Origin of the sequence: Acinetobacter higginsii, assembly GCF_000369845.1 — a bacterium.
GTDB classification, from domain to species: Bacteria; Pseudomonadota; Gammaproteobacteria; order Pseudomonadales; family Moraxellaceae; genus Acinetobacter; species Acinetobacter higginsii.
Window position 1 is genome coordinate 452,785 of the sequence record NZ_KB850222.1, and the last position, 22,673, is coordinate 475,457.

29 protein-coding genes are annotated in these 22,673 nt (G+C 40.8%); 11 read left to right on the forward strand and 18 right to left on the reverse strand.

Annotation, left to right across the window (positions count from 1 at the left end):
* The 4 genes from F885_RS20365 to F885_RS03435 form a co-directional block, all read left to right on the forward strand.
* A partial coding sequence (locus F885_RS20365) for a DUF4189 domain-containing protein (protein WP_005322043.1) occupies window positions 1–399 on the forward strand: 399 nt, incomplete at its 5' end.
* 38 nt (window positions 400–437) lie between these two features.
* On the forward strand, window positions 438–953 hold the full coding sequence (locus tag F885_RS03445; RefSeq protein WP_005322046.1) for a DUF4189 domain-containing protein: 516 nt from the start codon (window positions 438–440) through the stop codon (window positions 951–953).
* Window positions 954–1,086: 133 nt separating this feature from the next.
* Window positions 1,087–1,647, forward strand: coding sequence for an SMI1/KNR4 family protein (locus F885_RS21135; protein ID WP_005322048.1), 561 nt, complete (start codon window positions 1,087–1,089; stop codon window positions 1,645–1,647).
* A 52-nt stretch (window positions 1,648–1,699) separates the two neighbouring features.
* Window positions 1,700–2,119, forward strand: coding sequence for an NUDIX hydrolase (locus F885_RS03435; protein WP_005322049.1), 420 nt, complete (start codon window positions 1,700–1,702; stop codon window positions 2,117–2,119).
* Here the strand turns inward: F885_RS03435 and F885_RS03430 are convergent.
* Complete coding sequence (locus F885_RS03430) at window positions 2,114–2,707, reverse strand: DUF3885 domain-containing protein (RefSeq protein WP_005322050.1); 594 nt, start codon at window positions 2,705–2,707, stop codon at window positions 2,114–2,116. The genes F885_RS03435 and F885_RS03430 overlap by 6 nt on opposite strands.
* Window positions 2,708–2,875: 168 nt before the next feature.
* Here F885_RS03430 and F885_RS21365 point away from each other — a divergent pair, with 168 nt between their 5' ends.
* Together F885_RS21365 and F885_RS03425 are read left to right on the forward strand one after the other, a co-directional pair.
* Entirely contained in the window at window positions 2,876–3,007 is a 132-nt protein-coding gene (locus F885_RS21365; RefSeq protein ID WP_251118196.1) for a KGW motif small protein, read from the forward strand.
* 64 nt (window positions 3,008–3,071) lie between these two features.
* Window positions 3,072–3,386, forward strand: coding sequence for a YqfO family protein (locus tag F885_RS03425; protein WP_005322052.1), 315 nt, complete (start codon window positions 3,072–3,074; stop codon window positions 3,384–3,386).
* 3 nt (window positions 3,387–3,389) lie between these two features.
* On the opposite strand, the gene F885_RS03420 is transcribed toward F885_RS03425, so the two are convergent.
* Together F885_RS03420 and F885_RS03415 are read right to left on the reverse strand one after the other, a co-directional pair.
* Entirely contained in the window at window positions 3,390–4,535 is a 1,146-nt protein-coding gene (locus tag F885_RS03420) for a glycerate kinase (protein WP_005322053.1), read from the reverse strand.
* 134 nt (window positions 4,536–4,669) lie between these two features.
* A complete protein-coding gene (locus F885_RS03415) occupies window positions 4,670–5,470 on the reverse strand; it encodes an enoyl-CoA hydratase-related protein (RefSeq protein ID WP_005322055.1) in 801 nt (266 codons plus the stop codon).
* Between the two features lie 107 nt (window positions 5,471–5,577).
* Between F885_RS03415 and F885_RS03410 the strand changes: the two genes are divergently transcribed.
* On the forward strand, window positions 5,578–6,150 hold the full coding sequence (locus F885_RS03410; RefSeq protein ID WP_171068234.1) for a nicotinate-nicotinamide nucleotide adenylyltransferase: 573 nt from the start codon (window positions 5,578–5,580) through the stop codon (window positions 6,148–6,150).
* Window positions 6,151–6,163: 13 nt separating this feature from the next.
* Here F885_RS03410 and F885_RS03405 read toward each other — a convergent pair whose 3' ends face one another.
* The 8 genes from F885_RS03405 to dapD form a co-directional block, all read right to left on the reverse strand.
* A complete protein-coding gene (locus F885_RS03405; RefSeq protein WP_005322058.1) occupies window positions 6,164–6,526 on the reverse strand; it encodes a glyoxalase superfamily protein in 363 nt (120 codons plus the stop codon).
* 11 nt (window positions 6,527–6,537) lie between these two features.
* Window positions 6,538–7,107, reverse strand: a complete 570-nt coding sequence (locus tag F885_RS03400; protein WP_005322060.1) for a CAP domain-containing protein — start codon at window positions 7,105–7,107, stop codon at window positions 6,538–6,540.
* Window positions 7,108–7,228: 121 nt separating this feature from the next.
* Window positions 7,229–7,690, reverse strand: coding sequence for a peroxiredoxin (locus tag F885_RS03395; RefSeq protein ID WP_005322062.1), 462 nt, complete (start codon window positions 7,688–7,690; stop codon window positions 7,229–7,231).
* Window positions 7,691–7,709: 19 nt separating this feature from the next.
* The gene (locus F885_RS03390) at window positions 7,710–8,396 is read right to left on the reverse strand and encodes a Dph6-related ATP pyrophosphatase (RefSeq protein ID WP_032859763.1); all 687 of its coding nucleotides are present in this window, start codon (window positions 8,394–8,396) and stop codon (window positions 7,710–7,712) included.
* A gap of 94 nt (window positions 8,397–8,490) precedes the next feature.
* Window positions 8,491–8,916, reverse strand: a complete 426-nt coding sequence (locus F885_RS03385; RefSeq protein ID WP_005322066.1) for a hypothetical protein — start codon at window positions 8,914–8,916, stop codon at window positions 8,491–8,493.
* Window positions 8,917–8,947: 31 nt separating this feature from the next.
* The gene (queC, locus tag F885_RS03380; protein WP_212749842.1) at window positions 8,948–9,616 is read right to left on the reverse strand and encodes a 7-cyano-7-deazaguanine synthase QueC; all 669 of its coding nucleotides are present in this window, start codon (window positions 9,614–9,616) and stop codon (window positions 8,948–8,950) included.
* A 77-nt stretch (window positions 9,617–9,693) separates the two neighbouring features.
* Entirely contained in the window at window positions 9,694–10,404 is a 711-nt protein-coding gene (gene queE, locus F885_RS03375) for a 7-carboxy-7-deazaguanine synthase QueE (RefSeq protein ID WP_005322072.1), read from the reverse strand.
* A gap of 119 nt (window positions 10,405–10,523) precedes the next feature.
* Window positions 10,524–11,345: a 2,3,4,5-tetrahydropyridine-2,6-dicarboxylate N-succinyltransferase gene (gene dapD, locus F885_RS03370; protein WP_004805724.1), complete on the reverse strand. Its 822-nt coding sequence runs from the start codon at window positions 11,343–11,345 to the stop codon at window positions 10,524–10,526.
* Window positions 11,346–11,642: 297 nt separating this feature from the next.
* Between dapD and carO the strand changes: the two genes are divergently transcribed.
* A complete protein-coding gene (carO, locus tag F885_RS03365; protein WP_005204856.1) occupies window positions 11,643–12,392 on the forward strand; it encodes an ornithine uptake porin CarO in 750 nt (249 codons plus the stop codon).
* A gap of 103 nt (window positions 12,393–12,495) precedes the next feature.
* Here the strand turns inward: carO and F885_RS03360 are convergent, their stop codons facing one another.
* The 6 genes from F885_RS03360 to F885_RS03335 form a co-directional block, all read right to left on the reverse strand.
* Entirely contained in the window at window positions 12,496–13,419 is a 924-nt protein-coding gene (locus F885_RS03360) for a CysB family HTH-type transcriptional regulator (RefSeq protein WP_005189937.1), read from the reverse strand.
* A gap of 53 nt (window positions 13,420–13,472) precedes the next feature.
* Window positions 13,473–14,543 carry a sulfate/molybdate ABC transporter ATP-binding protein gene (locus F885_RS03355; protein ID WP_005322077.1) on the reverse strand — a complete coding sequence of 357 codons (1,071 nt, stop codon included), beginning with the start codon at window positions 14,541–14,543 and terminating at the stop codon, window positions 13,473–13,475.
* Between the two features lie 11 nt (window positions 14,544–14,554).
* A complete protein-coding gene (cysW, locus tag F885_RS03350; RefSeq protein ID WP_005322080.1) occupies window positions 14,555–15,439 on the reverse strand; it encodes a sulfate ABC transporter permease subunit CysW in 885 nt (294 codons plus the stop codon).
* Complete coding sequence (gene cysT / locus F885_RS03345) at window positions 15,436–16,269, reverse strand: sulfate ABC transporter permease subunit CysT (protein WP_005322081.1); 834 nt, start codon at window positions 16,267–16,269, stop codon at window positions 15,436–15,438. The genes cysW and cysT overlap by 4 nt, the downstream gene beginning before the upstream one ends.
* A gap of 77 nt (window positions 16,270–16,346) precedes the next feature.
* Entirely contained in the window at window positions 16,347–16,949 is a 603-nt protein-coding gene (locus tag F885_RS03340) for an RBBP9/YdeN family alpha/beta hydrolase (protein ID WP_005322084.1), read from the reverse strand.
* 31 nt (window positions 16,950–16,980) lie between these two features.
* Window positions 16,981–17,988, reverse strand: a complete 1,008-nt coding sequence (locus tag F885_RS03335; protein ID WP_004805737.1) for a sulfate ABC transporter substrate-binding protein — start codon at window positions 17,986–17,988, stop codon at window positions 16,981–16,983.
* Between the two features lie 251 nt (window positions 17,989–18,239).
* On the opposite strand from F885_RS03335, the gene pabC reads away from it, so the two are divergent.
* The 3 genes from pabC to tmk are packed head-to-tail and all read left to right on the forward strand — an operon-like array spanning window position 18,240 to window position 20,732.
* Complete coding sequence (gene pabC, locus F885_RS03330) at window positions 18,240–19,052, forward strand: aminodeoxychorismate lyase (RefSeq protein ID WP_005322086.1); 813 nt, start codon at window positions 18,240–18,242, stop codon at window positions 19,050–19,052.
* Between the two features lies 1 nt (window position 19,053).
* Window positions 19,054–20,133, forward strand: coding sequence for an endolytic transglycosylase MltG (gene mltG, locus F885_RS03325; protein ID WP_005322091.1), 1,080 nt, complete (start codon window positions 19,054–19,056; stop codon window positions 20,131–20,133).
* Window positions 20,133–20,732 (forward strand): dTMP kinase, encoded by a 600-nt coding sequence (gene tmk, locus F885_RS03320; protein WP_005322093.1) that lies wholly within the window; start codon window positions 20,133–20,135, stop codon window positions 20,730–20,732. The genes mltG and tmk overlap by 1 nt, the downstream gene beginning before the upstream one ends.
* Window positions 20,733–20,937: 205 nt before the next feature.
* Here tmk and nadB read toward each other — a convergent pair whose 3' ends face one another.
* Window positions 20,938–22,575 (reverse strand): L-aspartate oxidase, encoded by a 1,638-nt coding sequence (gene nadB, locus F885_RS03315; RefSeq protein ID WP_171067759.1) that lies wholly within the window; start codon window positions 22,573–22,575, stop codon window positions 20,938–20,940.
* Window positions 22,576–22,673 lie beyond the last annotated feature (98 nt).

Genomic DNA, 22,673 nt, shown 5'->3' on the forward strand with positions numbered 1-22,673 from the left:
GGGCCATGTAATGGTGGGAATGCAAGTGGTGGTTCATCAAGTTCATCTTATGGTGTCGTAGGATATGCTCATGCTGCGCCCAAATGGGCAGATCGATGGGGGGCGGTTGCTGATGATGGTGCTGGCATTGCTGGGATTGTCGAGAACAAGATCAGTCGGAGTGATGCTGAGCGAGGGGCGGTGGAGGCATGCAAGAAGAGAGGAGGGAGAGCATGCAACCTCGTATTTGCCTACCACAACCAGTGCGCCGCAATTGCTGCAGGGCAAGGAGGTACAACATGGGCCCGTGCGGCAACTAGAGAATTAGCGGTTCAGAACAGTATGAATGGATGCGAGAAGGAGCGGAGTAACTGTCGTGTCTACTATTCTGGCTGTAGCCTTCCAGAGCAGATCCAATAGTTTAAAAATAAATCATTTTGAATAAAGAGAGATAAGGGATGAAAGCAAATTATGGTTTATTGATTGGATTGGTTTTTGCTGGCTTAACTCCATTCTCTGTAGCACAGGTTCCGATTGCTCCTGGCGTTTATGCTTGCGATGGTGCAGCACAGGCAGGGCCATGTAATGGTGGGAATGCAAGTGGTGGTTCATCAAGTTCATCTTATGGTGTCGTAGGATATGCTCATGCTGCGCCCAAATGGGCAGATCGTTGGGGGGCGATTGCTGATGATGGCAAAGGTATTTTTGGTATTGTTTCGAATATGAGCAGTAAGCGAATAGCAGAGAATAGTGCACTTGACGAGTGCAAGAATAGAAACGGTGGGGATTGCAAATTACAACTGACGTATCATAATCAATGTGCTGCTGTCGCAGCTAGTACTTCAGCGACTTTTTCATCTGGTTCACCGACTTTAGAAGAAGCAAAAAGCCGAGCTATGAAACGCTGTATTGCAACTGGAAATCAATGTTGGGTTTATTATTCAGGCTGTAGCCTTCCAGAGCAGATTCAGTAAAAGGCTTTTGTAAATAGAGTATCTGGAAATCAGCAATATAAAAGTGTATTTGAACTCATTAATTGAAAAACGCATGCTAGATGATTCTTTTATATAATGATCAACATAATTAAAGAATTAGAGATTTTTCTATATGGTTGATTTTGTTTCTGAGTTGATAAGCTGTCGACATGAAGATACGCATTTGCCTTTTTATCCAGAACATATTCAAGGCTATACAGAGCAAGAAATTGATCAAATTGCTGAAATTTATAATCTAGAGATTCATGGGCAGTTCCGAGAGTTTTTATCACAAATGGGAAGATGCTCAGGCGGTTTGTTGTGGGGCTCTGTATCTATGTTCAGATATTCATGGAATAAAGAGGCTTATACAGACTATCAAAAAGTTTTAGATGGTGAAGATGAAATAAATAAACCTAATGGGTGGATTAGTGCAGTTGAAAATAAACTCTTCCCATTAACAAATGAAAATGAAGGCAATCAGTTTGCATATCTAGCGACTGCTTTAAAAAATGATTATGTTTGGTTATGGGATGATGGACAACCAGAATCTGAATTTAGTCGTACTGGATCTACACTTTTAGAATATTTAAAATGGTTAGTAGAATATGAGACTAAACAAGCACGGTTTGGAGATAAATTGGTCAACTTTGAACAGGATAAACAATATATTACGGGAAAATTATTAGACTAAATCATTGGTTTGAAAATAAAAGTTTTATTTATATAACTTTGAGTGACTAAAAGTGCAGTGCTATGGAAAAGTTGTCCCTGTAGTTTTAAGACATAAAAACCAAGGTATAGATATATTGGCTTTTCATCATCCACTTGCTGGGACCCAATTGGTTAAGGGCACAATTGAACAGGGTGAGCAATATGAACAGGCTGCAATTCGTGAGTTGTTTGAAGAGTCGGGATTGAGTGCTCAGCCTAATCCCAAGTTTCTGGGTAATCTCATACTTAAATTCAATCTGCAAAACTGGTATTTTTATTTATGTGAGGTGAAGGGTGAGTTGGCTGAAACGTGGCAACATCATTGTCAGGATGGCGGTGGTTTAGACTTTAGATTCTTTTGGTATTGTTTAGATCAACAACCAGATGATCATTGGCATGAAACCTTTAGAGAAGCGTTAAGCTTTTTAAGGAATAGCTTAACGTCGTCATAATCCATCTGCTCTTGGTGAAAGCCAGTCTTGATATTTGTTTCTTAAATCATTTCTTTTCGCTTTATCAAAGATAATAAAATCAATGCCGCCATCATAAGGTGCAACAATTATATTTTGCTCAAAGGAAATCATAAAAGCCCTTAACTCATCATCAGCGATTTTTTTCAACAAGTCATTGTGTTGATTCGTTTGCCAAGTTACTTCTACTGTACAAGGTCTAAAGAAATGATCTTCATCCTCTCCTTCATAATATTCAGGATTGGCTTGAGTTAAGTTAATTTCCTGCTCTAAATGGAATTGGTAATTAAGCCTAAAAATAGGGTCATAAGCTTTATTGTTCCTGCTCGCTGTGAAGTAATGACCTGAAACAATAAAAATAGAAGTACCGATACCGAGGCAATCTGTAATGATTTTGTTTTGCCGATTTAGCAATAACTCATATTCTTCAGGGTTGTTAGCATATCTTTTTGACTCGGGAAGGCTGTGGATTCTGAACCAAAATTGTGGAAAATTTTGGACTAAATAATGAGAAATTGGAAGTTTGTCGGGATAAAAAAAATCCCATCGAGTTTGAAAAGAATGAGCCATATCAATTTATAAAAATTCTATAGAAATTTATTTTATTTTAATTAGATAGAAAGATAAATCTAGAGCTTAGGATCGTTTGTTTGAATCATTTATAAAAAAATTGCTTTTCAGAGTTGGTTCAATTCTTGCTTCTTATATTTTGAAAATGAACAAAATATGAGAAATCGGATAATGAAACACGAAAATTATTTAAGAACATTGCATACAAAAGATCAAGGCTGGTTTTGGTTTGGCTTGACCGTCGTTATTCAAATTGTACTGATAAGCGTGAGCTATCTGATGATGAATATTTCACTTTGATTTTTAGACTTTTTTAGCGTTATGATTCATGAATTGATTATCCATGATTTGAGTCATTTCGATAATGCTAAAATTGATTTATTACGTGCCAGAGTCTCACCTTGAATCTACAAAATCTGCCATTTTCAAAGCAGGAGCAGGTGGTATTGGCAATTATGAGCATTGTGCTTGGCAAGTCAAAGGCACTGGGCAATTTAAGCCTGTAAAAGGTGCAAATCCTTTTTTAGGGCAGTTGGATGAATTAGAGCAGCTCGAAGAATGGCGAGTTGAAACTATTGTCACAAAAGAAAAGGCCAGTGCTGTGGCAAAAGCTCTAAAAGCAAGTCATCCCTATGAAGAACCTGCTTTTGAGTTTATCCAGATTTTAGAGATTCAATAAGCTTTATTCTTTTCTAATAATATTGCTTTGAATCAATCGAGCAATATCCGTTGTTCGCGCACTCACCAGTTCTGCTGCATTAGTACAAGCTTCTTCTAAGCTAGTTGGGCCTGAGGTTAAAGAAAAGGCAGCCGTAATGCCATGTTCATATAAAGCTTGATAGTTTTGCCCAAGCGTTCCTGCTATCACAATCACAGGGATATTGGCGGCTTGTGCAATTTTGGCAACGCCAAACGGTGTTTTGCCATTTAAAGTCTGCTCATCAAACTTTCCCTCACCTGTAATCACCCAATCAGCGCCTTGGATTTTGGCAGCAAGTTGATTCAGTTCTGCAATGACTTCAACTCCAGATCGAAACTCAGCCTTTAAGAATGTTTTAGCAGCAAAACCAAGTCCACCAGCGGCTCCTGCACCAGCCTCATTACGTTGATCAACGCCAAGCAATTGAGCAGTAACGTCTGCAAAACAGGAGAGAGCTTGATCTAACTCCAACACTTGATGAGGTGAAGCACCTTTTTGTGGTCCAAAAATACGAGAAGCGCCATTAGGCCCACATAAAGGATTGGTCACATCGGCAGCTAATCGGAATTGGGTTTGTTGAATCCGTGGATCAAACTGATCTAAATTGATTTCAGCTAAGTTTTGCAGGGCAAGACCACCAGCAGGTAAGATCTGATGATCTGCATCTAGAAATTTTGCACCTAATGCATTGAGTAAACCTACACCTGCATCGTTGGTTGCGCTGCCGCCGACAGTCAGTACAATTTCCTTTGCACCCGCATCCAAAGCAGCGAGGATTAGTTCACCTGTACCAAAAGTACTGCTATGACATGCATCACGATCAGCAGGTTGCACCAACTGGATACCACTGGCTTGTGCCATTTCAATGATGGCGATCTTTTTAGCATCTAACCAGCCCCATTTTGCCAGTACAGCTTCACCAAGTGGGCCTTGAACCCTTTGCTCATGCCATTGCCCTGAACAAACCTCTAAGACGGCCTCGATAGAGCCTTCACCACCATCCGCCATTGGGCATTGAATGATTTCTGCATCAGGAAAGACTTGTTGCCAAGCTAAAGCAATCGCCTGAGCAATACCGTGTGCAGATAGGCTGTCCTTAAATGAATCTGGGGCAATCACAACTTTCATAAATTCTTTGCAATTTAATTTTAATCTAGCTTGAGCTTAGACTGTCCGATGTTGAATATCTAGACAAATGACAAAAATAAAAAAGCCACTAAGTTGAGCAACGAAGTGGCTGAGTTTAATCAACGACTATCGCATTAATTAAACTGAGAAAAATCAGGCTTACGTTTTTGCATAAAGGCTTGTACGGCTTCCATCATTTCAGGTGAGCGTACGCGCTGCATAAAGATTTCAGCTTCATCATCAACACACTGAATGATTTCAGCCAAGTCTTGCTTCATTAGTGCCTTACTTTGTTTGATCGAAGCCAATGGCAATGCAGCTAAATGTTGAGCTGTTTGTTGCGCAGTGGCATAGACATCTTCAACCACGTCGTTCACCAGATTGGCTTTCACCGCAGTTGCTGCATCAAACTTCTTCGCAGTAAATAGCAATTCAGCAGCTTTTTGATAGCCCGCTTGTTTGACTAATAAACGACTTGCAGCACCTTCAGGAGACAGGCCAAGGCTGACAAATGGAATTTGGAACAGGGCAGTGTTATCTGCGAAAACGAGGTCAGCATGTAATAGCAGCGTTACACCAATACCAATTGCTACACCTTTGACCGCAATGATCAATGGCTTAGACAAACGTGCAGCAGCTTTTAACAATACAAATGGAGGTTGATCGCCAGCTTTACCTTCATGTGGCTTTTGGATAAAGCCCATAAAGTCTTTCATGTCATTACCCGCAGTAAAGTCTTGTTCTGCACCACGGAAGATCACCACACGAACGTCTTTATCCGCATCTGCTTCATCCAAAGCTTTTGCGATCCAAAGATAAAGTTCGCCATAGAGTGCATTTTTTGCTTCTGAACGGTTAATGGCTAAGGTGAGTACGCCATCTTCTAAATTTGCTTGCAAATGTTGATGAGGTTGTTGAATACAGCTAAGTGTCATCGTACTATCCTTGCTTTAATCCAGATTGATTTTTAAGTGCCCTCATTATGTCGCATATTTATCTGAATGACACAACTGATGAGTTCACAAAAAGTGAAATTACGCCTATGTACACATTTGACTATCTTGTTTTTATTGGACGTTTTCAGCCTTTTCATTTGGCGCATATGCAAACCATTGAAATTGCGTTACAGCAAAGTCAGAACGTGATCTTGGCTTTGGGCTCGGCTCAATCTGAACGGAATATCAAAAATCCCTTTTTAGCCACTGAACGTGAACAGATGATTTTGTCGAATTTTTCTGCACAAGATCAAAAACGGATTCATTTTGTGCATGTTGTCGATGTGTATAACGATGAAAAATGGGTTAAACAAGTTAAAGATTTGGTCAATGCGGTCATTCAATCCAATGCGAAAGTGGGCTTAATTGGTCATTTCAAGGATGAATCTTCGTATTATTTACGTTTATTCCCCGAGTGGCAGATGGTTGAATTAGACAGTTTGAAAGATTCAATTTCAGCAACGCCAATGCGTGAGGCCTATTATCGTGGCGAGATTCAAACTGAATTTTTTCCTGAGGGGACAATCCAGTTTCTGAGTGAATTTCAAAAATCAGCGATGTATCCACAATTACAGCAAAAGTTTAAGCACAATGACCGTTCTAATATTGATGAATCTTAATGCTGAGGGAAGATTAAGCATCTTCCCAAAAGATAATTCGATTTGAAAATGGATCAGTGATACTCAGCTCTAATGTTTCCCAATCGGTCTTCTCAATTTGAGGTTTGGCAAATTTATAATCTTTTGCATCTAATTCTGCATGAAGCAAACTGAGGTTTTCCCAATAAATACGAATGGCGCTATGCGGGCTAGCATCACCAAAATGTTCTGATAAGTGGATAATGCAATCGCCTTTGGAAATCTGTAGATAAATAGGGAAGTTATCCCCAAAAGTATGTTGCCAGTCCAATTGGAAGCCCAAATACTCAAGATAAAATGCTTGAGCAAGTTCAATATCAAAAATACGAAAAATCGGGGTAATTAATCCAGATTGCATGGTTCTTCCTCTTAGCGAACACCAAACTGTTGAGTCCAATAACTCTTTTGCTTGGTTGATGCGTCGACTGTACAGGCTAGCGCATAATCTGTAAATTTTGGATGCATTAAATTATGACAATGCACAGGGCTGGCAAGCCATGTAGCCATCACATCATTTAAATTTTTTTGTCCACGTGCTACGTTTTCACCGCCGCCTCGACCTTTAAATTGTGTTTGTTTTAGACGGGTTCTAAAATCTTGCCCTGTGCTACTGACATGTCCAAGCACACTGTACTGCGCCATATCCTCGGCATGAACCAAAGCACTTTGATATAACTGATTGTTCCATCTAAGTGGTGCAACTGCGGGAAAATGCTGTCCGCCACATTGACGTGGATGTTGCCGAATTTCATTAATTGCATTCAGAATGACCTGTTGATACGCAGGATTCTGTATATCTTGGCAGCGTATTTCAATCGGTGGTTTTTGAATTTGTGCGACTAAGGGGGCAGAATCTTGAGAAGTCGTCGGTGCATTGGAGTTACATGCCGCTAGAAAAAATAACAAGGATAGGGGTAAAAAAGCATTGGGCTGAGTCATTTTAAAGGTCTTTAATTTAATTCTTTTAATCTATTTATCATACGTCAATCGCAAAGCTGAGGGCAATTTGCTTGAATAAAAAAAGCGAGCCTTTAACTCGCTTTTTTGTTACTTAACATGATTATGCTGATTGTAACGCTTTTAAGTCTTCAAGCACTTGTTCTGCATGTCCAGCAGCCTTGACCTTACGATAGCTTTTGACCAATTTCTGGTTATGGAAAATAAACGTTGAGCGTTCGATGCCCATCACTTGTTTGCCATACATATTCTTTTCTTTGATTACATCGAAATGTTTGCACAACACTTCTTCTTTATCACTGATTAAATCAATCGTGAGCGCTTGTTTCTCAGTGAAGTTCTGATGCGCTTTAACCGAGTCGCGTGAGATGCCAATAATTTGACAGTTTAACGCATCAAACTGGTCTTTTAAGCAAGAAAAGCCAACGGCTTGAGTGGTGCAACCTGGGGTTGAATCTTTAGGGTAGAAATAAAGCACCAGCCATTCACTACTCAGCTCTGCAAGATTCACCTCACCCTGTGTGGTTGGGAAGGTGTGATTCGGTAATTGAATATTCTCAGACATTGTTCATCCTTCGATAAAATTAATGTTGTTCAAGCTCAAGTGGCAAAAAAGCATATTCCTCATGATAAACAATATCGCCTTGGCGTACAGGAATAGCTTTGTTAAAAATTGGCCCATCAATCACGGTGGTGTGGAATTCTCCACCTTCACCACATGGATCAATGCCACGATTTTCTAATTCTTGGATGTATTCCAGCGTGAGCATTTTGCCTAAATCTTCGACTTTCATGCCGAGTTTAAGATTAACTGTTACGAGAACACTGCGAAAACCAAGATTGATAAATTCTTCTACTACTTCTTTATGTGGACGTAACCACAGTGGCATCCCTAATTTCAACCCTACTTGTTGGGTAACACGATCATGCCAACAGCCATGTTGAGGCATATCCAAATCACCGGTTACCAGTACTTCGGCACCGTGTTGTTTGGCTTGATCGAGTAGGGCAATAAATTTACTTTCATAATCAGCCCAACTGGAAGATGCCATATACACTGGCAAACCAATGGCCTCTGCTTGTGCACGGATAATTTCGAGTGGCATTGCATGTGAACGGGAGCGTTGCCCTTGTTCTTCTAACATCATAATTAACCCGATCACTGTGCCTGTTTGCATGGCGTGATATAGGGCGAGAGAACTGTCTTTGCCACCACTAAAAGAGACGATTGATTTTCGTCGTTCGGCATTGCTTTTCCATTGATCCTGCATGATCTTATTCAATTGATTAAAAATAAATGAGATTTTAACAAACTCGATAAAAAAAGCCTGCATAAATGCAGGCTTTGTTCTGAGCAAGACAAGCTTATTTTTTCGGCGCTTGTTGCTGCTGTTGCTGAGCAGCTTTCATTGCTTCTTCAGTGAGCTTTTCTAACTTGCTTACAAGCGGCGCGCCTAAGCAAGCTTGTAAATCTTTATTTTGCTGTTGTACAAAACCTAAAGTACTTGGGCTTTTCTTCGCATTGATTGCGCTTTGGATTTCCCATTTTTGTGCTTCAGTTACTTTACCTTGCGCGTCAATTTGACAACCACAGAATTTAGTTACTTCTGCTGCTGTTAATTTGCCGCCTTTCGCAGTTTGGTCTTTACATACATTGACCAACGCTGCTTTTACATTGGTACTTTTATACGCAGTTTGTAATGGATTATCAGCTGCGTGAGTTGCCGTTGCAAATAATGCTGCAGCTGACATTATTGTAGAAAGAATAAGATTTGATTTAGAAAACTTCATATAATGTACCTAATTTTTTACCCTATATCGGTTATTCAGCGTAACGCGTTGGATCCGCAATACCTGCTTCGATAAAACCTTGTTGACGTAAACGACAGCTGTCGCATTTGCCACATGCACGTCCTTGAGCATCTGCCTGATAGCAGGATACCGTTTGACTATAGTCTACGCCATGTTCGATGCCTAAGCGTATAATATTCGCTTTGGATAAATGTAACAAAGGTGTTTCAATTTTAAGGGGTTTTCCTTCCACGCCAGCTTTTGTCGCCAGACAAGCCAAATTGGCAAAAGCATCAATAAATTCAGGGCGACAGTCAGGATATCCTGAATAATCAACAGCATTGATCCCAATAACGATGGCAGCAGCGTCAAAAACCTCGGCTGCAGCAAGTGCATAAGATAAGAAAATAGTGTTACGTGCTGGAACATAAGTTACAGGAATGCCTTCTTGTAATTGTTCTGGGACTTCAATGTTATGATCTGTAAGCGCAGAGCCGCCTAAATTGCCCAAATCAATATTAATGACGCGGTGTTCTACGCCTGCACGTTGTGCAAGTGCTTTTGCTGCATCAAGTTCAGTCGTCGAACGTTGACCATACATAAAGCTTAGGGCGATACATTCATAATTTGCCTGTGCCCAAGCAAGACACGTTGTTGAGTCTAAGCCGCCAGACAATAATACGATGGCACGAGAACGCATATTATTTTCCATGATTCAACCTAAAAATAAATTTGAGAAAAGCCGATCTATTTTGCAGAACGGATATGGTGAGTATTTTAACGACCAGATTCATCATTCCATAACAGCTTATGCAACTGTAATTGGAAACGAATAGGGAGATGGTCTTCTAAAATCCATTGGGCTAAGTCACGCGCCAAGGCAGGCAGGGCAACAGCACCTTTTTCAACTGCAAAAGCAGGCGAGAACCATACTGTACTCACTTTATCTTGCAACTGGAATTGTTCAAGTTGTTGTTTCGACCACTCATAGTCCGCACGATTACAGATCACAAATTTAATCTGATCATGTGGCGTTAAATAGTCAAGATTGCTGTATAGGTTCCGATGATCTTCTTTAGAGGTCGGTGTTTTTAAATCCAGTACTTTGGAAACACGTGGATCAACTTTAGACACATCTAAGGCACCACTGGTTTCTAGAGATACTTCAAAACCGAGGTCACATAGGCGCTGTAATAAAATCAGGCAATTCGGCTGAGCAAGTGGCTCGCCTCCTGTGACGCAAATATAGGGTGTTTTATGTTGGCTTGCAGTTTCGATAATCTGTTCAAGCGATAAACGTTCGCCACCTTCAAAAGAGTAGGTCGTATCGCAATAACTACAACGTAAAGGGCAACCTGTTAAACGAATAAAAACGGTCGGTAGACCAAAGGTATTCGCTTCGCCTTGCAAAGAGTAAAAAATCTCTGTGATGCGTAAACCCGCCGCAGGATCTGAGACAGGAATTGCAGAAGAACGTAAGGAAGCCATAAACAGTTACCACAAAACAGTTGCTACACAAGCAGCATGTACATAAAAAACAAAATCTCTACGACCATGACTGATCGTAGAGACGGGGAACGACCAAGTTCCGCAATAAATATTATAAATTAGTCTGCACGCAATAAATCGTTTAGGCTAGTTTTTGCACGTGTTTTCGCATCAACTTTTTTCACGATGATCGCAGCGTAAAGGCTGTAAGTACCGCATTTAGATGGAAGGCTACCCGCAACAACCACAGAACCTGCTGGTACGCGGCCATAATGAACTTCACCAGTCTCACGATCGAAGATCTTGGTTGATTGACCAATGAAAACGCCCATTGAGATGACAGAACCTTCTTCAACAATCACACCTTCAACGATTTCAGAACGTGCACCGATGAAGCAGTTGTCTTCAATAATAGTTGGGTTTGCTTGTAATGGCTCTAAAACACCACCGATACCAACGCCACCAGATAAGTGAACATTTTTACCGATTTGCGCACATGAACCTACAGTAGCCCATGTATCAACCATCGTACCTTCGTCTACATAAGCACCGATGTTGACATATGAAGGCATCAAAATCACATTTTTCGCTTGGAAACTACCACGACGAGCTACAGCAGGTGGTACAACACGTACACCCGCAGCTTTGAACTGTTCTTCAGTCCAACCTGCATATTTAGTATCTACTTTGTCATAGAAACGAAGATCACAAGCTTCAATTGGCTTGTTGTCATTGAGTTTGAATGAAAGTAAAACTGCTTTTTTTAACCATTGGTGAACAACCCACTCACCATCGATTTTTTCCGCTACACGAAGTGTACCGTTGTCTAAAGCAGTCAATGCTTCTTCTACAGCTTGACGGATTTCTGTTGGGCAGTCCGTTGCGCTATAGTTGGCACGGTCTTCAAATGCTTGCTCAATGATTGTAGAAAGCTGAGACATGATCTTCGTTCTTCCAAAAAAATTTTGAAGATTTTACACTAATTTGCAGCAAGAATCTTTGAAAAAAGTAGTTACAATATATTGTTTTAAATTTAAGCAATAAAAATGTCATAAAAATGGAGACCATTGTTTTTTATCTATAATTTAGAAATACATAATTCATTCGAATTTGTATCAAAAAATAACAAAAAGTAATCAGTTTCTGTATAAAAAGTTAGCGATCATTCTTTTATGCTTATTCCACAAGCAACAATTATACATTTATTTAAATAAAAGCGTTTTTTTGAGGAGACTTCAATGAAAGCTTTGCGTGTTATGTTAGCAGCAGGTGCATTAACAGCGATTGCAGGTACTGCATTTGCAGCAGATGAACAAGTGGTGAAGGAATCAGTTTATGCGTTCCCTTCATACTTAGATCCGGTTTCAGTTCGTGCTGAGGTAGGTACTACAGGCTACGGTGGTGCAATTTCATATCGAGTCAATCCATACGTGAGCTTAAGCCTTGGTTATAATGGTGGTGACATTTCTTGGTCTGATGATCTTAAAGTAAATGGCTCTAAATATGACCTAGATATGGACAATAAAACAGCTTATTTAAATGCTGAGATTCGTCCTTGGGGTACAAGTGCAAATATGTTTGCAAACTCATTATACGTAGCTACTGGTGTAGGTTACTTAGATAATGATTACGCACTTGATCGCCGTGTAGGTCAAGGTCGCAACTTCAGTGTAAACAACACTGATTTTAATGCAACTTCTGACGTTCATATTGCAGGTAAAATGCGTTATAAAGACGATATCGCACCATATGTAGGTGTTGGTATTGCGCCGCAAGTGTATAAAAACATTGGTGTGTTTGGTGAGGTTGGTGCTTACTATACTGGTAATCCAACAGCAACTTTACAAAACGTAAATGGTGGTACAGCTACTAATGGTAGCGGTGCTAGCTTGAATGATGAAATTGCGAAAGAAGAACGCAATATTGAAAACAAAAGTAAATATGAGTGGATGCCAGTTGCAAAAGTGGGTGTGAGCTTCAAGTTCTAATCCATGCATTCAGCATAAAAAAACGAGCTCAATGCTCGTTTTTTTATGCGCTTTAATAAGCAAAACAAAAGGCTCATATGAGCCTTTTGTTTTTTTGGATAATTTATTCTTCTGGATAAGCTACTTTTTTCAGTGCTTTAATATCTGTTTCTGGTGAGCAGAGCGAAATAAATTCATAACCATAGCCACGGAGCAGATGCCCTTTTCGTACCGCAATCCAAGTGGTATTAACACCAAATATATCTGTTTTAATTTGTTGTAAACGATAATCACGCTCCGCATCATAAGCGACATCGTTGACAATCCCGACCCCCATATTCAGTTCGACATAGGTTTTGATGACATCGGCATCGAGGGCTGACATTACAATGTCGGCATGCAATTGTGCATCTTCAAAGGCTTTGTCAATTTTAGAACGGCCTGTAAAACCGCCATGATAGGTAATCAACGGATATTCGGCTAAGACGTCCAAGCTGATTTTATCTAGTTTCGCTAGAGGGTGGTCTTTTGGGGTGATTATGCTATGGTGCCATTCATAATAAGGTACGCTGGCCAAATTATCTTCTGTTGTTAATGATTCGGTTGCAATACCAATATCTGCTTCACCTTGTAGCAGCATTTCTGCAATTTCAACTGGGCTGGCCTGTTGTAAAACCAAATGGACTTTTGGAAATAATTTTTTAAACTGATTCACAATCGGTGGCAGCACATAACGTGCCTGAGTATGCGTGGTTGCAATGGTCAGTGTGCCTTCATCCACTTTATTAAAATCATCGGCTAGACGTTTAATATTGTCAGCATCGACCAACATGCGCTCTACAATGCTTAATAAGGATTGTCCTGGTTCGGTGAGGCCTAATAAGCGTTTACCTTTACGTACAAAAAGTTGTACACCTAATTCATCTTCTAAATCTTTAATGTGTTTACTGACACCAGATTGGGAGGTATAAAGTGCCGCAGATGCTTCAGTTAAATTAAAGTTTTGGCGAACAGTTTCTCGAATAATTCTGAGTTGTTGGAAGTTCATAAAAGTTTTTCCTCATAAGAGGATGGGGCGTGTTTTACCCCATCAATATTATTTTAAGCAACTTGCGTTGTTTGATCTGCGAATAAATGAAGTTGAGCTGCACTGATCCAAACGGTTTGATTTGGTTTGAATTGATGTAAGTTCGCTTCTTCTACACTTAATAAAATTTCGATAGTACGTCCACTACGATCTTGTAATTCCGCCACAACTCTACCTGCAATCCACACTTCACGTAAGAACGTTGCCTCAAGGGTATTGGCTTGAGGTTGGGTATGAATATGTAATTCATTTGGTCGTGCAAATGCAATTACTTTCCCTTGTGGCGCATCTAATAGAGTCGGTAGCTGAATACGGTCATCGCCGATACGGATAATACCGCCAGTATGCTCACCTTCAAAACGATTTGCTTGACCAAGGAAATCAAAAACAAATGGGGTAGCAGGTTTTTCATACACTTCACGTGGTGAACCAATCTGTTCAACGTCACCTTTGTTCATCACGATGATCTGGTCAGCCACTTCTAAAGCTTCTTCTTGATCGTGAGTCACGAAGATCGAAGTAATATGCAGCTCATCATGTAAGGTACGTAACCAACGGCGTAATTCTTTACGAACTTTAGCATCAAGTGCACCAAATGGTTCATCTAAGAGTAGAACACGCGGTTCAACTGCGAGTGCACGTGCCAATGCAATACGTTGACGCTGACCACCAGAAAGCTGAGCTGGATAGCGATCTGCCAAGAAGCCGAGTTGTACCAAATCCAATAAGCGCGTTACGCGTTTCTTAATTTCAGCTTCTGAAGGACGTGTTGCACGTGGGCGAACGCGTAAACCAAAGGCAATATTGTCAAAAACAGTCATGTGGCGGAACAGGGCATAATGTTGGAAAACAAAACCAACCTGACGCTCACGAACATGAATGTCTGTTGCATCTTCACCTTCAAGCAAAACCTGACCACCATCTGCAGATTCTAAGCCTGCAATGATGCGTAATAATGTTGTTTTTCCGCAGCCTGAAGGACCAAGTAGGGCAACCAATTCACCTTCAGGAAAGTCCAAAGAGATATTTTTCAGCGCATGGAATGCACCAAAGTGTTTTTCAATATTTTTAACTTGAATACTCATGTGTTTATTCCTTAGTGATTCGGCTGATGTTTATTTGCTTGCTCTTGACGTATTTCTAGCCATGTTTTCAAAATCAAAGTGATGATCGCTAAAAATGCCAGTAATGAAGACACAGCAAATGCAGCACTAAAGGTATATTCGTTATAAAGAATCTCGACGTGTAACGGTAAGGTATTGGTTTGGCCGCGAATATGACCTGAAACCACGGATACCGCACCGAACTCACCCATTGCACGGGCATTACACAGAATCACGCCGTAAATCAGACCCCATTTGATATTCGGTAAAGTCACTCTCCAGAAAGTTTGCCAACCTGAAGCACCGAGTACAATCGCTGCTTCTTCTTCTTCAGTCCCTTGTGCTTCCATTAACGGAATTAACTCACGAGCAACGAATGGAACAGTAATGAAAATGGTGGCGAGTACGATCGCAGGAACGGCATACAAGATTTTGATGTCATGATCCATTAACCAACTGCCCATCCAGCCTTGTGTACCAAAAATCAGAACCAACATTAAACCTGCAATGACTGGCGATACCGAGAAAGGCATATCAATAATGGTGGTTAAGATGGCTTTGCCTCGGAACTGGAACTTTGCAACCGCCCATGCTGCTGCAACACCAAACACCACATTAATGGGTACTGCAATCCCGGCAGTGAGTAAGGTCAGTTTGACGGCTGACAAAGTATCTGAATCGGTTAAAGCATTGATATAAACAGTCAAACCTTGTTTAAATGCTTCAACAAAAACCAAAATCAGCGGTAGGATTAAGCAGCTCAGGAAAAAGATCAGTGCAACACCAATCAAGGTATAGCGAACCCAAGTTGGTTCTCGGGTTGCATCTCTGGTTTGTAATTTGATTGCTAAAGCGTTGCTATTGGTATTTAAGCTCATTGTGCAACTCTCCCTGTGCGACGGCTAGCCCATGCTTGCACCAAGTTAATTAAAAATAAGATGCCGAAAGAGAGGACGAGCATAACCACAGCGATGGTGGTTGCACCTGCGTAATCGTATTCCTCTAAGCGAGAGATGATCATCAACGGTGCAATTTCTGTTTTATAAGGTTGGTTGCCTGCAATGAAGATAACAGAGCCATATTCGCCAACACCGCGTGCAAAAGCTAAGGCAAAACCTGTTAGTAAGGCTGGAAACAAAATCGGCAAAATGATTTTGGTAATGGTTTGCCAACGATTCGCTCCTAATGCTGAAGCGGCTTCTTCCAATTCAGTTTCAATATCGCTGAGTACAGGTTGTACGGTACGAACTACGAAGGGAAGACCAATAAAGATTAAAGCAAGTGTGATCCCAATCGGGGTATAAGCCACTTCAATCCCGAGTGGTGAAAGGTATTGTCCAATCCAGCCTGTTGGGGCATATAAAGAGGTTAAAGCAATACCTGCAACAGCAGTCGGTAGGGCAAACGGCAAGTCCACCAAAGCATCGACAATGCGTTTGCCTGGGAAGGTATAGCGGACTAGACACCAAGCCAATAACAAACCAAAAATAACGTTAACTAAAGCGGCAATTAGTGCGGCACTAAAGCTAAGCTGTAAGGATTTTAAAATTCGTTCTGAGGTTAAGATTTCCCATAAGCCATCCCACCCAATCCCTAAAGATTTGATAAAGACAGCAGATAAAGGAATAAGCACAATCAAAGACACGTAAGCGAGGGTGAAGCCTAATGAGAGACCAAACCCAGGCAGCACTCGGGAACGCTGCGACATGATATTTCCTCAAAGAGAAATGTTTGCTAAAACAAGCAAATAAATAATGCGAATACTAGAATTACGGAAAGCTGGGGTTAGGCAAATTTCAAATTAAAATTTGCCTGACTCATTCGGACGATAGGCTGCATCTTTTTTTCAGGTAGCAGGTAATTCAGGATCTCAGGGAAAGGACCAAATCCAGAAGCAACATTGATATGACCAACTTGACCTAAATTGATTGGTGTTAATTTCCATGCTTGCGCGAGTTGCAGTGCATCGACATAACCTAACCAAGGGTCATTTTCACTAATCAATAATGTGGTTGGTACTTCGATTTTCAGCTGCTGAAAATACTGTTTATAGTCAGTCAAGCTATGACGCGCAAAACCTGCTTCACCAAATCGTGCAGGGTTCGCAGGTGCAACCAAAATCAGATTTTTAACTTTTGCTCGGAGTTCTGGATGTTCAGCCAGCGCAGCAACACTAGTTAAGCAGCCAAAGCTATGTGCCACAATTTGAACAGGCGCTGGAGCGGCTGAAACAGTTTTAACAAATTGAGCAACCCATTCGCTTAAGACAGGACGATCCCAATGTTGCTGTTGAACGCGAGAGCTAGACGCGAGTTGCTGTTGTAACCAAGATTGCCAATGCTGCGCTTCGCTACCACCTACACCTGGAACAATTACGGTATGAATCATGTCCGCTCTCCCTATTTACCCGTTGAGTAAATTATTTCGTTGTGCTGTTGATCTTGACGATTTGGTCAAAGATACCGCCGTTATCAAAGTGAGTTTTTTGTACTTTGGTCCAGCCACCAAACTCTTGGTCAATTGTCACCAATTTAAGTGGTTTAAACACGTTGCTGTATTTCTTTAACACCGCGGCATTACGTGGACGGTAAAAGTTACGTGCAGCAATTTCTTGACCTGCTGGTGAATACAGGTAGTTCAAGTAACCACGAGCGATTTGTAGATTGCCTTTTTTCTCAGCATTCTTTTCAACTACAGCCACTGGTGGCTCTGCAAGAATCGAAAGAGAAGGTGTGACGATTTCGAATTTGCCTGGTTGCTCACGTACTGCAAGATAAGCTTCATTTTCCCAAGCCAGCAATACATCACCGATACCGCGTTCAGCAAATGTTGTAGTTGCACCACGTGCACCTGAATCAAGTACTTTAGTTTGTTTATAAATTTGACGAACAAATTCTTGAGCTTTGGCATCATTACCGCCTTTCTGGTGTTTCGCCCAAGCCCAAGCACCTAAGTAGTTCCAACGTGCACCACCCGATGTTTTTGGGTTTGGTGTAATGATTTCTACACCTGGCTTAACGAGATCACCCCAATCTTTGATTTGTTTTGGGTTGCCTTTACGAACTAGGAATACAATTGTTGAAGTATATGGCGTAGAGTTGTTCGGTAATTTCTTTTGCCAGTCTGCTGGAAGGAGTTTTGCATTTTCTGCAATTTCATCGATATCTGCTGCAAGTGCAAGTGTGACTACATCTGCATTTAAGCCATCAATCACGGCACGGGCTTGTTTACCTGAACCGCCGTGTGATTGCTTAAAATCGATGTCCTGACCTGTACGTTGTTTCCAGAACGTACCGAATTGTTTATTGAAATCTGTATACAGTTCACGCGTTGGGTCATAAGAAACGTTTAAGAATTCTTGTGCCGCGAATGAAGAAACTGAGAGTAATGCGGCAATTACGCCGACTTTAACTTGAGAAAAACGCATGGAAAACCCCTTAAAATCTAAATCACTGTTTGGAATATGTACGCAGCATAACGCCAGTTTTTTTGCAAAAAAAATAATTAAAATCGAATTTGTTATGAAAAAAATAGAAATAGATAAAACAGATAAGCTTTGCTGAATTGTTGATATATAAGCGATTTTTAATTTTAGGTTTTAATTGTTATACTTATTTAAAATCAATAGCTTATTGGTTTTGGTGGTGCTGACTTATAAAGTGGAAAGGTATCTAGATTATGCAGTGTTATAAAAATGGACAATTAATTGATTCCATCCCTTTATTAGACCGGGCTTTTCATTATGGTGATGGCTGCTTTACCACAGCACGTATTTTTCACGGAATTTTTGAACTAAAAGAACTACACTTTGCACGTTTAAAATTGGCATGTCAGTCCTTGCAGCTGGATGCAGATTTATCTTATGTAGAAAAGTCACTTGTACAATTACAGCAGCAATATTCAAAGCTCAATGGCACATTAAAAGTCGTGATTAGCCGTGGTGAAGGCGATCGTGGCTATAGTCTGCCATTACATGCGGCTGATGTATATGTTTGGTATTACCCAAGAGTGACACAGGCTTTTCAGCCTGAGTGGATTGAAAGTGGCATGTTAAATCATGCGTTGGGTTTGAATATGCCTCATTTGGTGGGTTTAAAAACGCTGAACAGATTAGAACAGGTCTTACTCAAGCAAGAAGCTGATCAGCGTGGTTGGTTAGAAGCCCTTGTTAGTGATGTACAAGGTTATATTGTTGAAGGGGTGAGCAGTAATTGTTTTATTCGTATAAATGATCGATGGATTACGCCTGAACTTCGTTATAATGGCGTCCACGGTGTGATGAGAGCCAAAATCTTGTCGAGAATGCAGCAATATCAGATTGAATGTGAGCAGCGGTGTATCGATATGAATGAGATTGGCCATATCCAAAGTTTATTTTTTTGCAATGCGTTACATCCAATGAAAGCGGTTGTTCGATTTAATGATCAGGCCTTAGCGCAGCAACCCTATCTTGATTTATTTGAAACTTTAAAACTTAGCCAGATTGATTAATATGCCAAAGCCGCCAAATTCCAGCAAAAGTAAGAAAAAGCCCAAAGCGAAACCGAAATCTAGATTTTCTTTTTTTAAAGCCTTTTTGATCGCCATTGTTATTTTTGTATTGGCGATCTTTGGCATTGTATGGTCGAGTTTATTTAAAAATTACCCTGTAGACAGTAAAAAACAGCTTTTGGTGATTTCTTCTGGTGATACCTATTCACGCTTTATTGATCGTTTAGCCAAAGAAAATAAGGTGAATTTTCCAATAGTTTTAAAGCTGTATCAGAAGTTTATGATTCATGACACCATGAAAGCGGGCGTTTATGAAATTACAGAAGGCATGAGTATTCGTCAGGTGATGGATATGTTGTCTGATGCAGATAATGCACAGATGAACCGTATTTTAGTGATTGAAGGAACCACTTTTTCACAATTGATTCAGAGTTTAAGAAAAGACCCAAATGTCACCAATACTTTGCTTGATCTTCCGCACAGTGAATTATTAAAACAATTAAATATCTCATATACGCATCCAGAAGGCCTATTTGCGCCTGATACTTACTTCTTTGCCAAAGGCGAGACCGATAAAAAAATCTTAACCGATTTGTATCGCCGTCAAATGAAATCGCTGGATGAGGCTTGGGCCAAGAAAGCACCGAACTTACCGTATAAAGATAAGTATGAAGCGTTGATCATGGCTTCGATTATTGAGAAAGAAACTAGCCTTGATAGCGAGTTAGAACAAGTTTCAGGTGTATTTGTCCGTCGTTTGAAAATGGGTATGCGCTTACAAACAGATCCAACGGTGATTTATGGTATGGGCGATAACTATAAAGGTAATATCACCCGTAATGACCTGCGTACGCCAACGGCTTATAACACCTATACCATTAATGGTTTGCCACCAACGCCAATTGCTTTGCCAAGTAAGAAAGCAATTGAAGCAGCGATGCATCCTGATGATGCCAAAAATATTTACTTCGTTGCCACGGGCAATGGTGGGCATAAATTTACCGCGTCTTTAGAAGACCATAATCGTGCAGTGCAAGAATATTTAACTGTGCTACGTTCAAAGAAAAAGCAGGGCGAATAATGTTTATTAGTTTTGAAGGGACGGAAGGTGTAGGAAAAACTACGCTGATTCGTAAAATTCATCAGTACTTTGAACAGCAAGGTAAAGAAGTGGTGTTGACCCGTGAACCAGGTGGAACACCATTGGCGGAACAGATTCGCTCCTTATTATTGGCGGTGAATCATGAAGAGCAAATGAGTCATGATACCGAGCTGTTATTAATTTATGCAGCGCGTGCACAGCATTTACAGCAAGTGATTTTACCCGCCTTAGAGGCAGGGAAGATTGTATTGAGTGATCGTTTTACTGATGCCAGCTTTGCTTATCAGTGTTCTGGACGTGGTTTAAGCCAGCAAAAGTTGCAACTGTTAAATCAAACTTTTGTGGCGAAAATGCCGAATATTACCTTTTGGTTAGATGCACCGATTGAATTGGGCATGACCCGTGCGCGAGAGCGTGGGGCATTGGACCGTTTTGAGCAGGAGAAATTAAGTTTCTTTGCTAAGGTGCGTGCAGGTTATGAGACCTTATGGCAAGCAGAACCTGAAAGGATGAAGCGTTTGGATGCAACACAGAATGCAGATGTTGTGTTTGAAGAGGCGCTGCAATATTTGAAATAAAAGCAGCTATATACTCAATCTGCATCATCTAAAAAGTTTGTGTGATGCTTTGGTTTTATTTCTTATGCCTTACTTTTCAGGGATGAAAAGTAACAAAAATCCTTTGTTGAGCTGACGGTACATCCTTGATACCGCAGCTCAACGGGCGACATCCCTGTCGCCTACCGCGATAGTAAATATTAACTAAGAGTCTTCTTTGAAAGTATCACTCATTCACCAACGGCTGTTCCACTTTAAAATTAGGTGGTGTTAATACTGTTTTACGAATCTCATTTGAAAGTTCAGGATAATCTAGCGTGTAATGTAAACCACGTGATTCCTTACGTTCCATTGCACAACGTACAATCATTTCCGAAACTAGAACTAGATTACGCAATTCAATTAGATTCTTACTGACACGATAATCCTGATAATACTCAGTGATTTCACGTTTCAACATTTCAATACGGTGCAAGGCACGTTGTAAGCGTTTGGTGGTACGGACAATACCCACATAGTTCCACATGGTAGAACGAAGCTCATCCCAGTTTTGTAGGATCACGACATCTTCATCTGCATCTGTAACTTGCGTTTCATCCCATGTTGGAACATCAGGGAATTGAAACTCAGCATCAAATTTCTGTTCGATATCTTCTGCTGCACTCATGCCATAAACGAAACATTCAAGTAGTGAGTTACTCGCCATACGATTAGCGCCGTGTAGACCTGTATAAGAGGTCTCACCAATGGCATATAAACCGTCTAAATCAGTTTGGCTATGTTCATCTACCACCACACCGCCGCAGGTGTAATGTGCTGCTGGAACAACAGGGATCATATCTTTAGTGATATCAATGCCGAGTTCAAGTAAGCGCGCATAGAGTGTCGGGAAGTGTTCAGTAATAAATTCGGGTGATTTATGGGTGATGTCTAACCAGACATGACGAATACCTAAACGTTTGATTTCGTGGTCGATGGTACGTGCCACAATGTCACGTGGAGCAAGTTCAGCACGTTCATCAAAACGCAGCATAAAACGTTCGCCATCTGGTAAGCGTAAATAAGCACCTTCACCACGCATCGCTTCGGTGATCAAGAACGAACGCGCTTTCGGATGATATAAACAGGTTGGATGGAATTGGTTAAATTCCATATTCGCCACGCGACAACCTGCACGATAAGCCATGGCAATACCATCACCTGTGGCAATATCAGGGTTTGATGTGTAGAGATAAGCTTTCATTGCACCGCCACAAGCCAGTGCAGTAAATGGCGCGAGGAAAGTATGCACCTGTTCATTAGCTTCATCTAAAGCATAAAGACCAATTGAACGATTGGTTTGATTTAGATGCCCAAGCTTGTGTAGGGTAATCAGATCAATTGCAATATAATTTTCAAAAATCGTAATGTTATTTCGTTCTTTAGCACGTTCAACCAAGGTGGTTGAAATGGCTTTGCCGGTTGCATCGGCAGAGTGAATGATACGACGTTGTGAATGGCCACCTTCACGGGTGAGGTGCAATTGTTCATCATCATCTAGCGTAAATTGCACGCCTTGCTTGAGCAGGAAATCAACGGAAGGTTTACCACCTTCGACGGTGTGTTTGACGGCATCTAATTCACAAAGATGACCACCTGCAATCATAGTGTCATTAATATGTTGTTGAATAGAATCTGTTTCGTCTAATACTGCAGCAACACCGCCTTGCGCATAGAAGGTACTGGCTTCCGTCAGCGCCGCCTTAGCTAAAATTGCAATGTTGTAATGACTTGGTAAAGAGAGTGCAAGACTTAAACCTGCACCGCCACTGCCCACAATAATCACATCAAAATGGTGAATTGTTTTTAAATCAGGCATGTCAATCTGCTTCAGTTTTAAACGTTCGCTAATGACACCGCTTTTTTATCAAAAAGGCAAGGGCTAATCTGCCTAGAATTGAGTGAATTTTTAGCGAATGCGAT

Coding starts and splice junctions, on each gene's coding strand:
- dapD (WP_004805724.1), bottom strand. CDS start 11,345: ATGTCTCAGCTTTCTACAATCATTGAGCAAGCATTTGAAGACCGTGCC.
- cysW (WP_005322080.1), bottom strand. CDS start 15,439: ATGAGCTTAAATACCAATAGCAACGCTTTAGCAATCAAATTACAAACC.
- F885_RS03360 (WP_005189937.1), bottom strand. CDS start 13,419: ATGAACTTCCAACAACTCAGAATTATTCGAGAAACTGTTCGCCAAAAC.
- F885_RS03430 (WP_005322050.1), bottom strand. CDS start 2,707: ATGGCTCATTCTTTTCAAACTCGATGGGATTTTTTTTATCCCGACAAA.
- cysT (WP_005322081.1), bottom strand. CDS start 16,269: ATGTCGCAGCGTTCCCGAGTGCTGCCTGGGTTTGGTCTCTCATTAGGC.
- F885_RS03445 (WP_005322046.1), top strand. CDS start 438: ATGAAAGCAAATTATGGTTTATTGATTGGATTGGTTTTTGCTGGCTTA.
- F885_RS21135 (WP_005322048.1), top strand. CDS start 1,087: ATGGTTGATTTTGTTTCTGAGTTGATAAGCTGTCGACATGAAGATACG.
- mltG (WP_005322091.1), top strand. CDS start 19,054: ATGCCAAAGCCGCCAAATTCCAGCAAAAGTAAGAAAAAGCCCAAAGCG.
- F885_RS03355 (WP_005322077.1), bottom strand. CDS start 14,543: ATGAGTATTCAAGTTAAAAATATTGAAAAACACTTTGGTGCATTCCAT.
- F885_RS03425 (WP_005322052.1), top strand. CDS start 3,072: ATGCTAAAATTGATTTATTACGTGCCAGAGTCTCACCTTGAATCTACA.
- queE (WP_005322072.1), bottom strand. CDS start 10,404: ATGGCTTCCTTACGTTCTTCTGCAATTCCTGTCTCAGATCCTGCGGCG.
- F885_RS03415 (WP_005322055.1), bottom strand. CDS start 5,470: ATGACACTTAGCTGTATTCAACAACCTCATCAACATTTGCAAGCAAAT.
- carO (WP_005204856.1), top strand. CDS start 11,643: ATGAAAGCTTTGCGTGTTATGTTAGCAGCAGGTGCATTAACAGCGATT.
- F885_RS03395 (WP_005322062.1), bottom strand. CDS start 7,690: ATGTCTGAGAATATTCAATTACCGAATCACACCTTCCCAACCACACAG.
- F885_RS03385 (WP_005322066.1), bottom strand. CDS start 8,916: ATGAAGTTTTCTAAATCAAATCTTATTCTTTCTACAATAATGTCAGCT.
- F885_RS03410 (WP_171068234.1), top strand. CDS start 5,578: ATGTACACATTTGACTATCTTGTTTTTATTGGACGTTTTCAGCCTTTT.
- F885_RS03335 (WP_004805737.1), bottom strand. CDS start 17,988: ATGCGTTTTTCTCAAGTTAAAGTCGGCGTAATTGCCGCATTACTCTCA.
- queC (WP_212749842.1), bottom strand. CDS start 9,616: ATGCGTTCTCGTGCCATCGTATTATTGTCTGGCGGCTTAGACTCAACA.
- F885_RS03420 (WP_005322053.1), bottom strand. CDS start 4,535: ATGAAAGTTGTGATTGCCCCAGATTCATTTAAGGACAGCCTATCTGCA.
- F885_RS03390 (WP_032859763.1), bottom strand. CDS start 8,396: ATGCAGGATCAATGGAAAAGCAATGCCGAACGACGAAAATCAATCGTC.
- F885_RS03400 (WP_005322060.1), bottom strand. CDS start 7,107: ATGACTCAGCCCAATGCTTTTTTACCCCTATCCTTGTTATTTTTTCTA.
- F885_RS03340 (WP_005322084.1), bottom strand. CDS start 16,949: ATGATTCATACCGTAATTGTTCCAGGTGTAGGTGGTAGCGAAGCGCAG.
- F885_RS03405 (WP_005322058.1), bottom strand. CDS start 6,526: ATGCAATCTGGATTAATTACCCCGATTTTTCGTATTTTTGATATTGAA.
- tmk (WP_005322093.1), top strand. CDS start 20,133: ATGTTTATTAGTTTTGAAGGGACGGAAGGTGTAGGAAAAACTACGCTG.
- pabC (WP_005322086.1), top strand. CDS start 18,240: ATGCAGTGTTATAAAAATGGACAATTAATTGATTCCATCCCTTTATTA.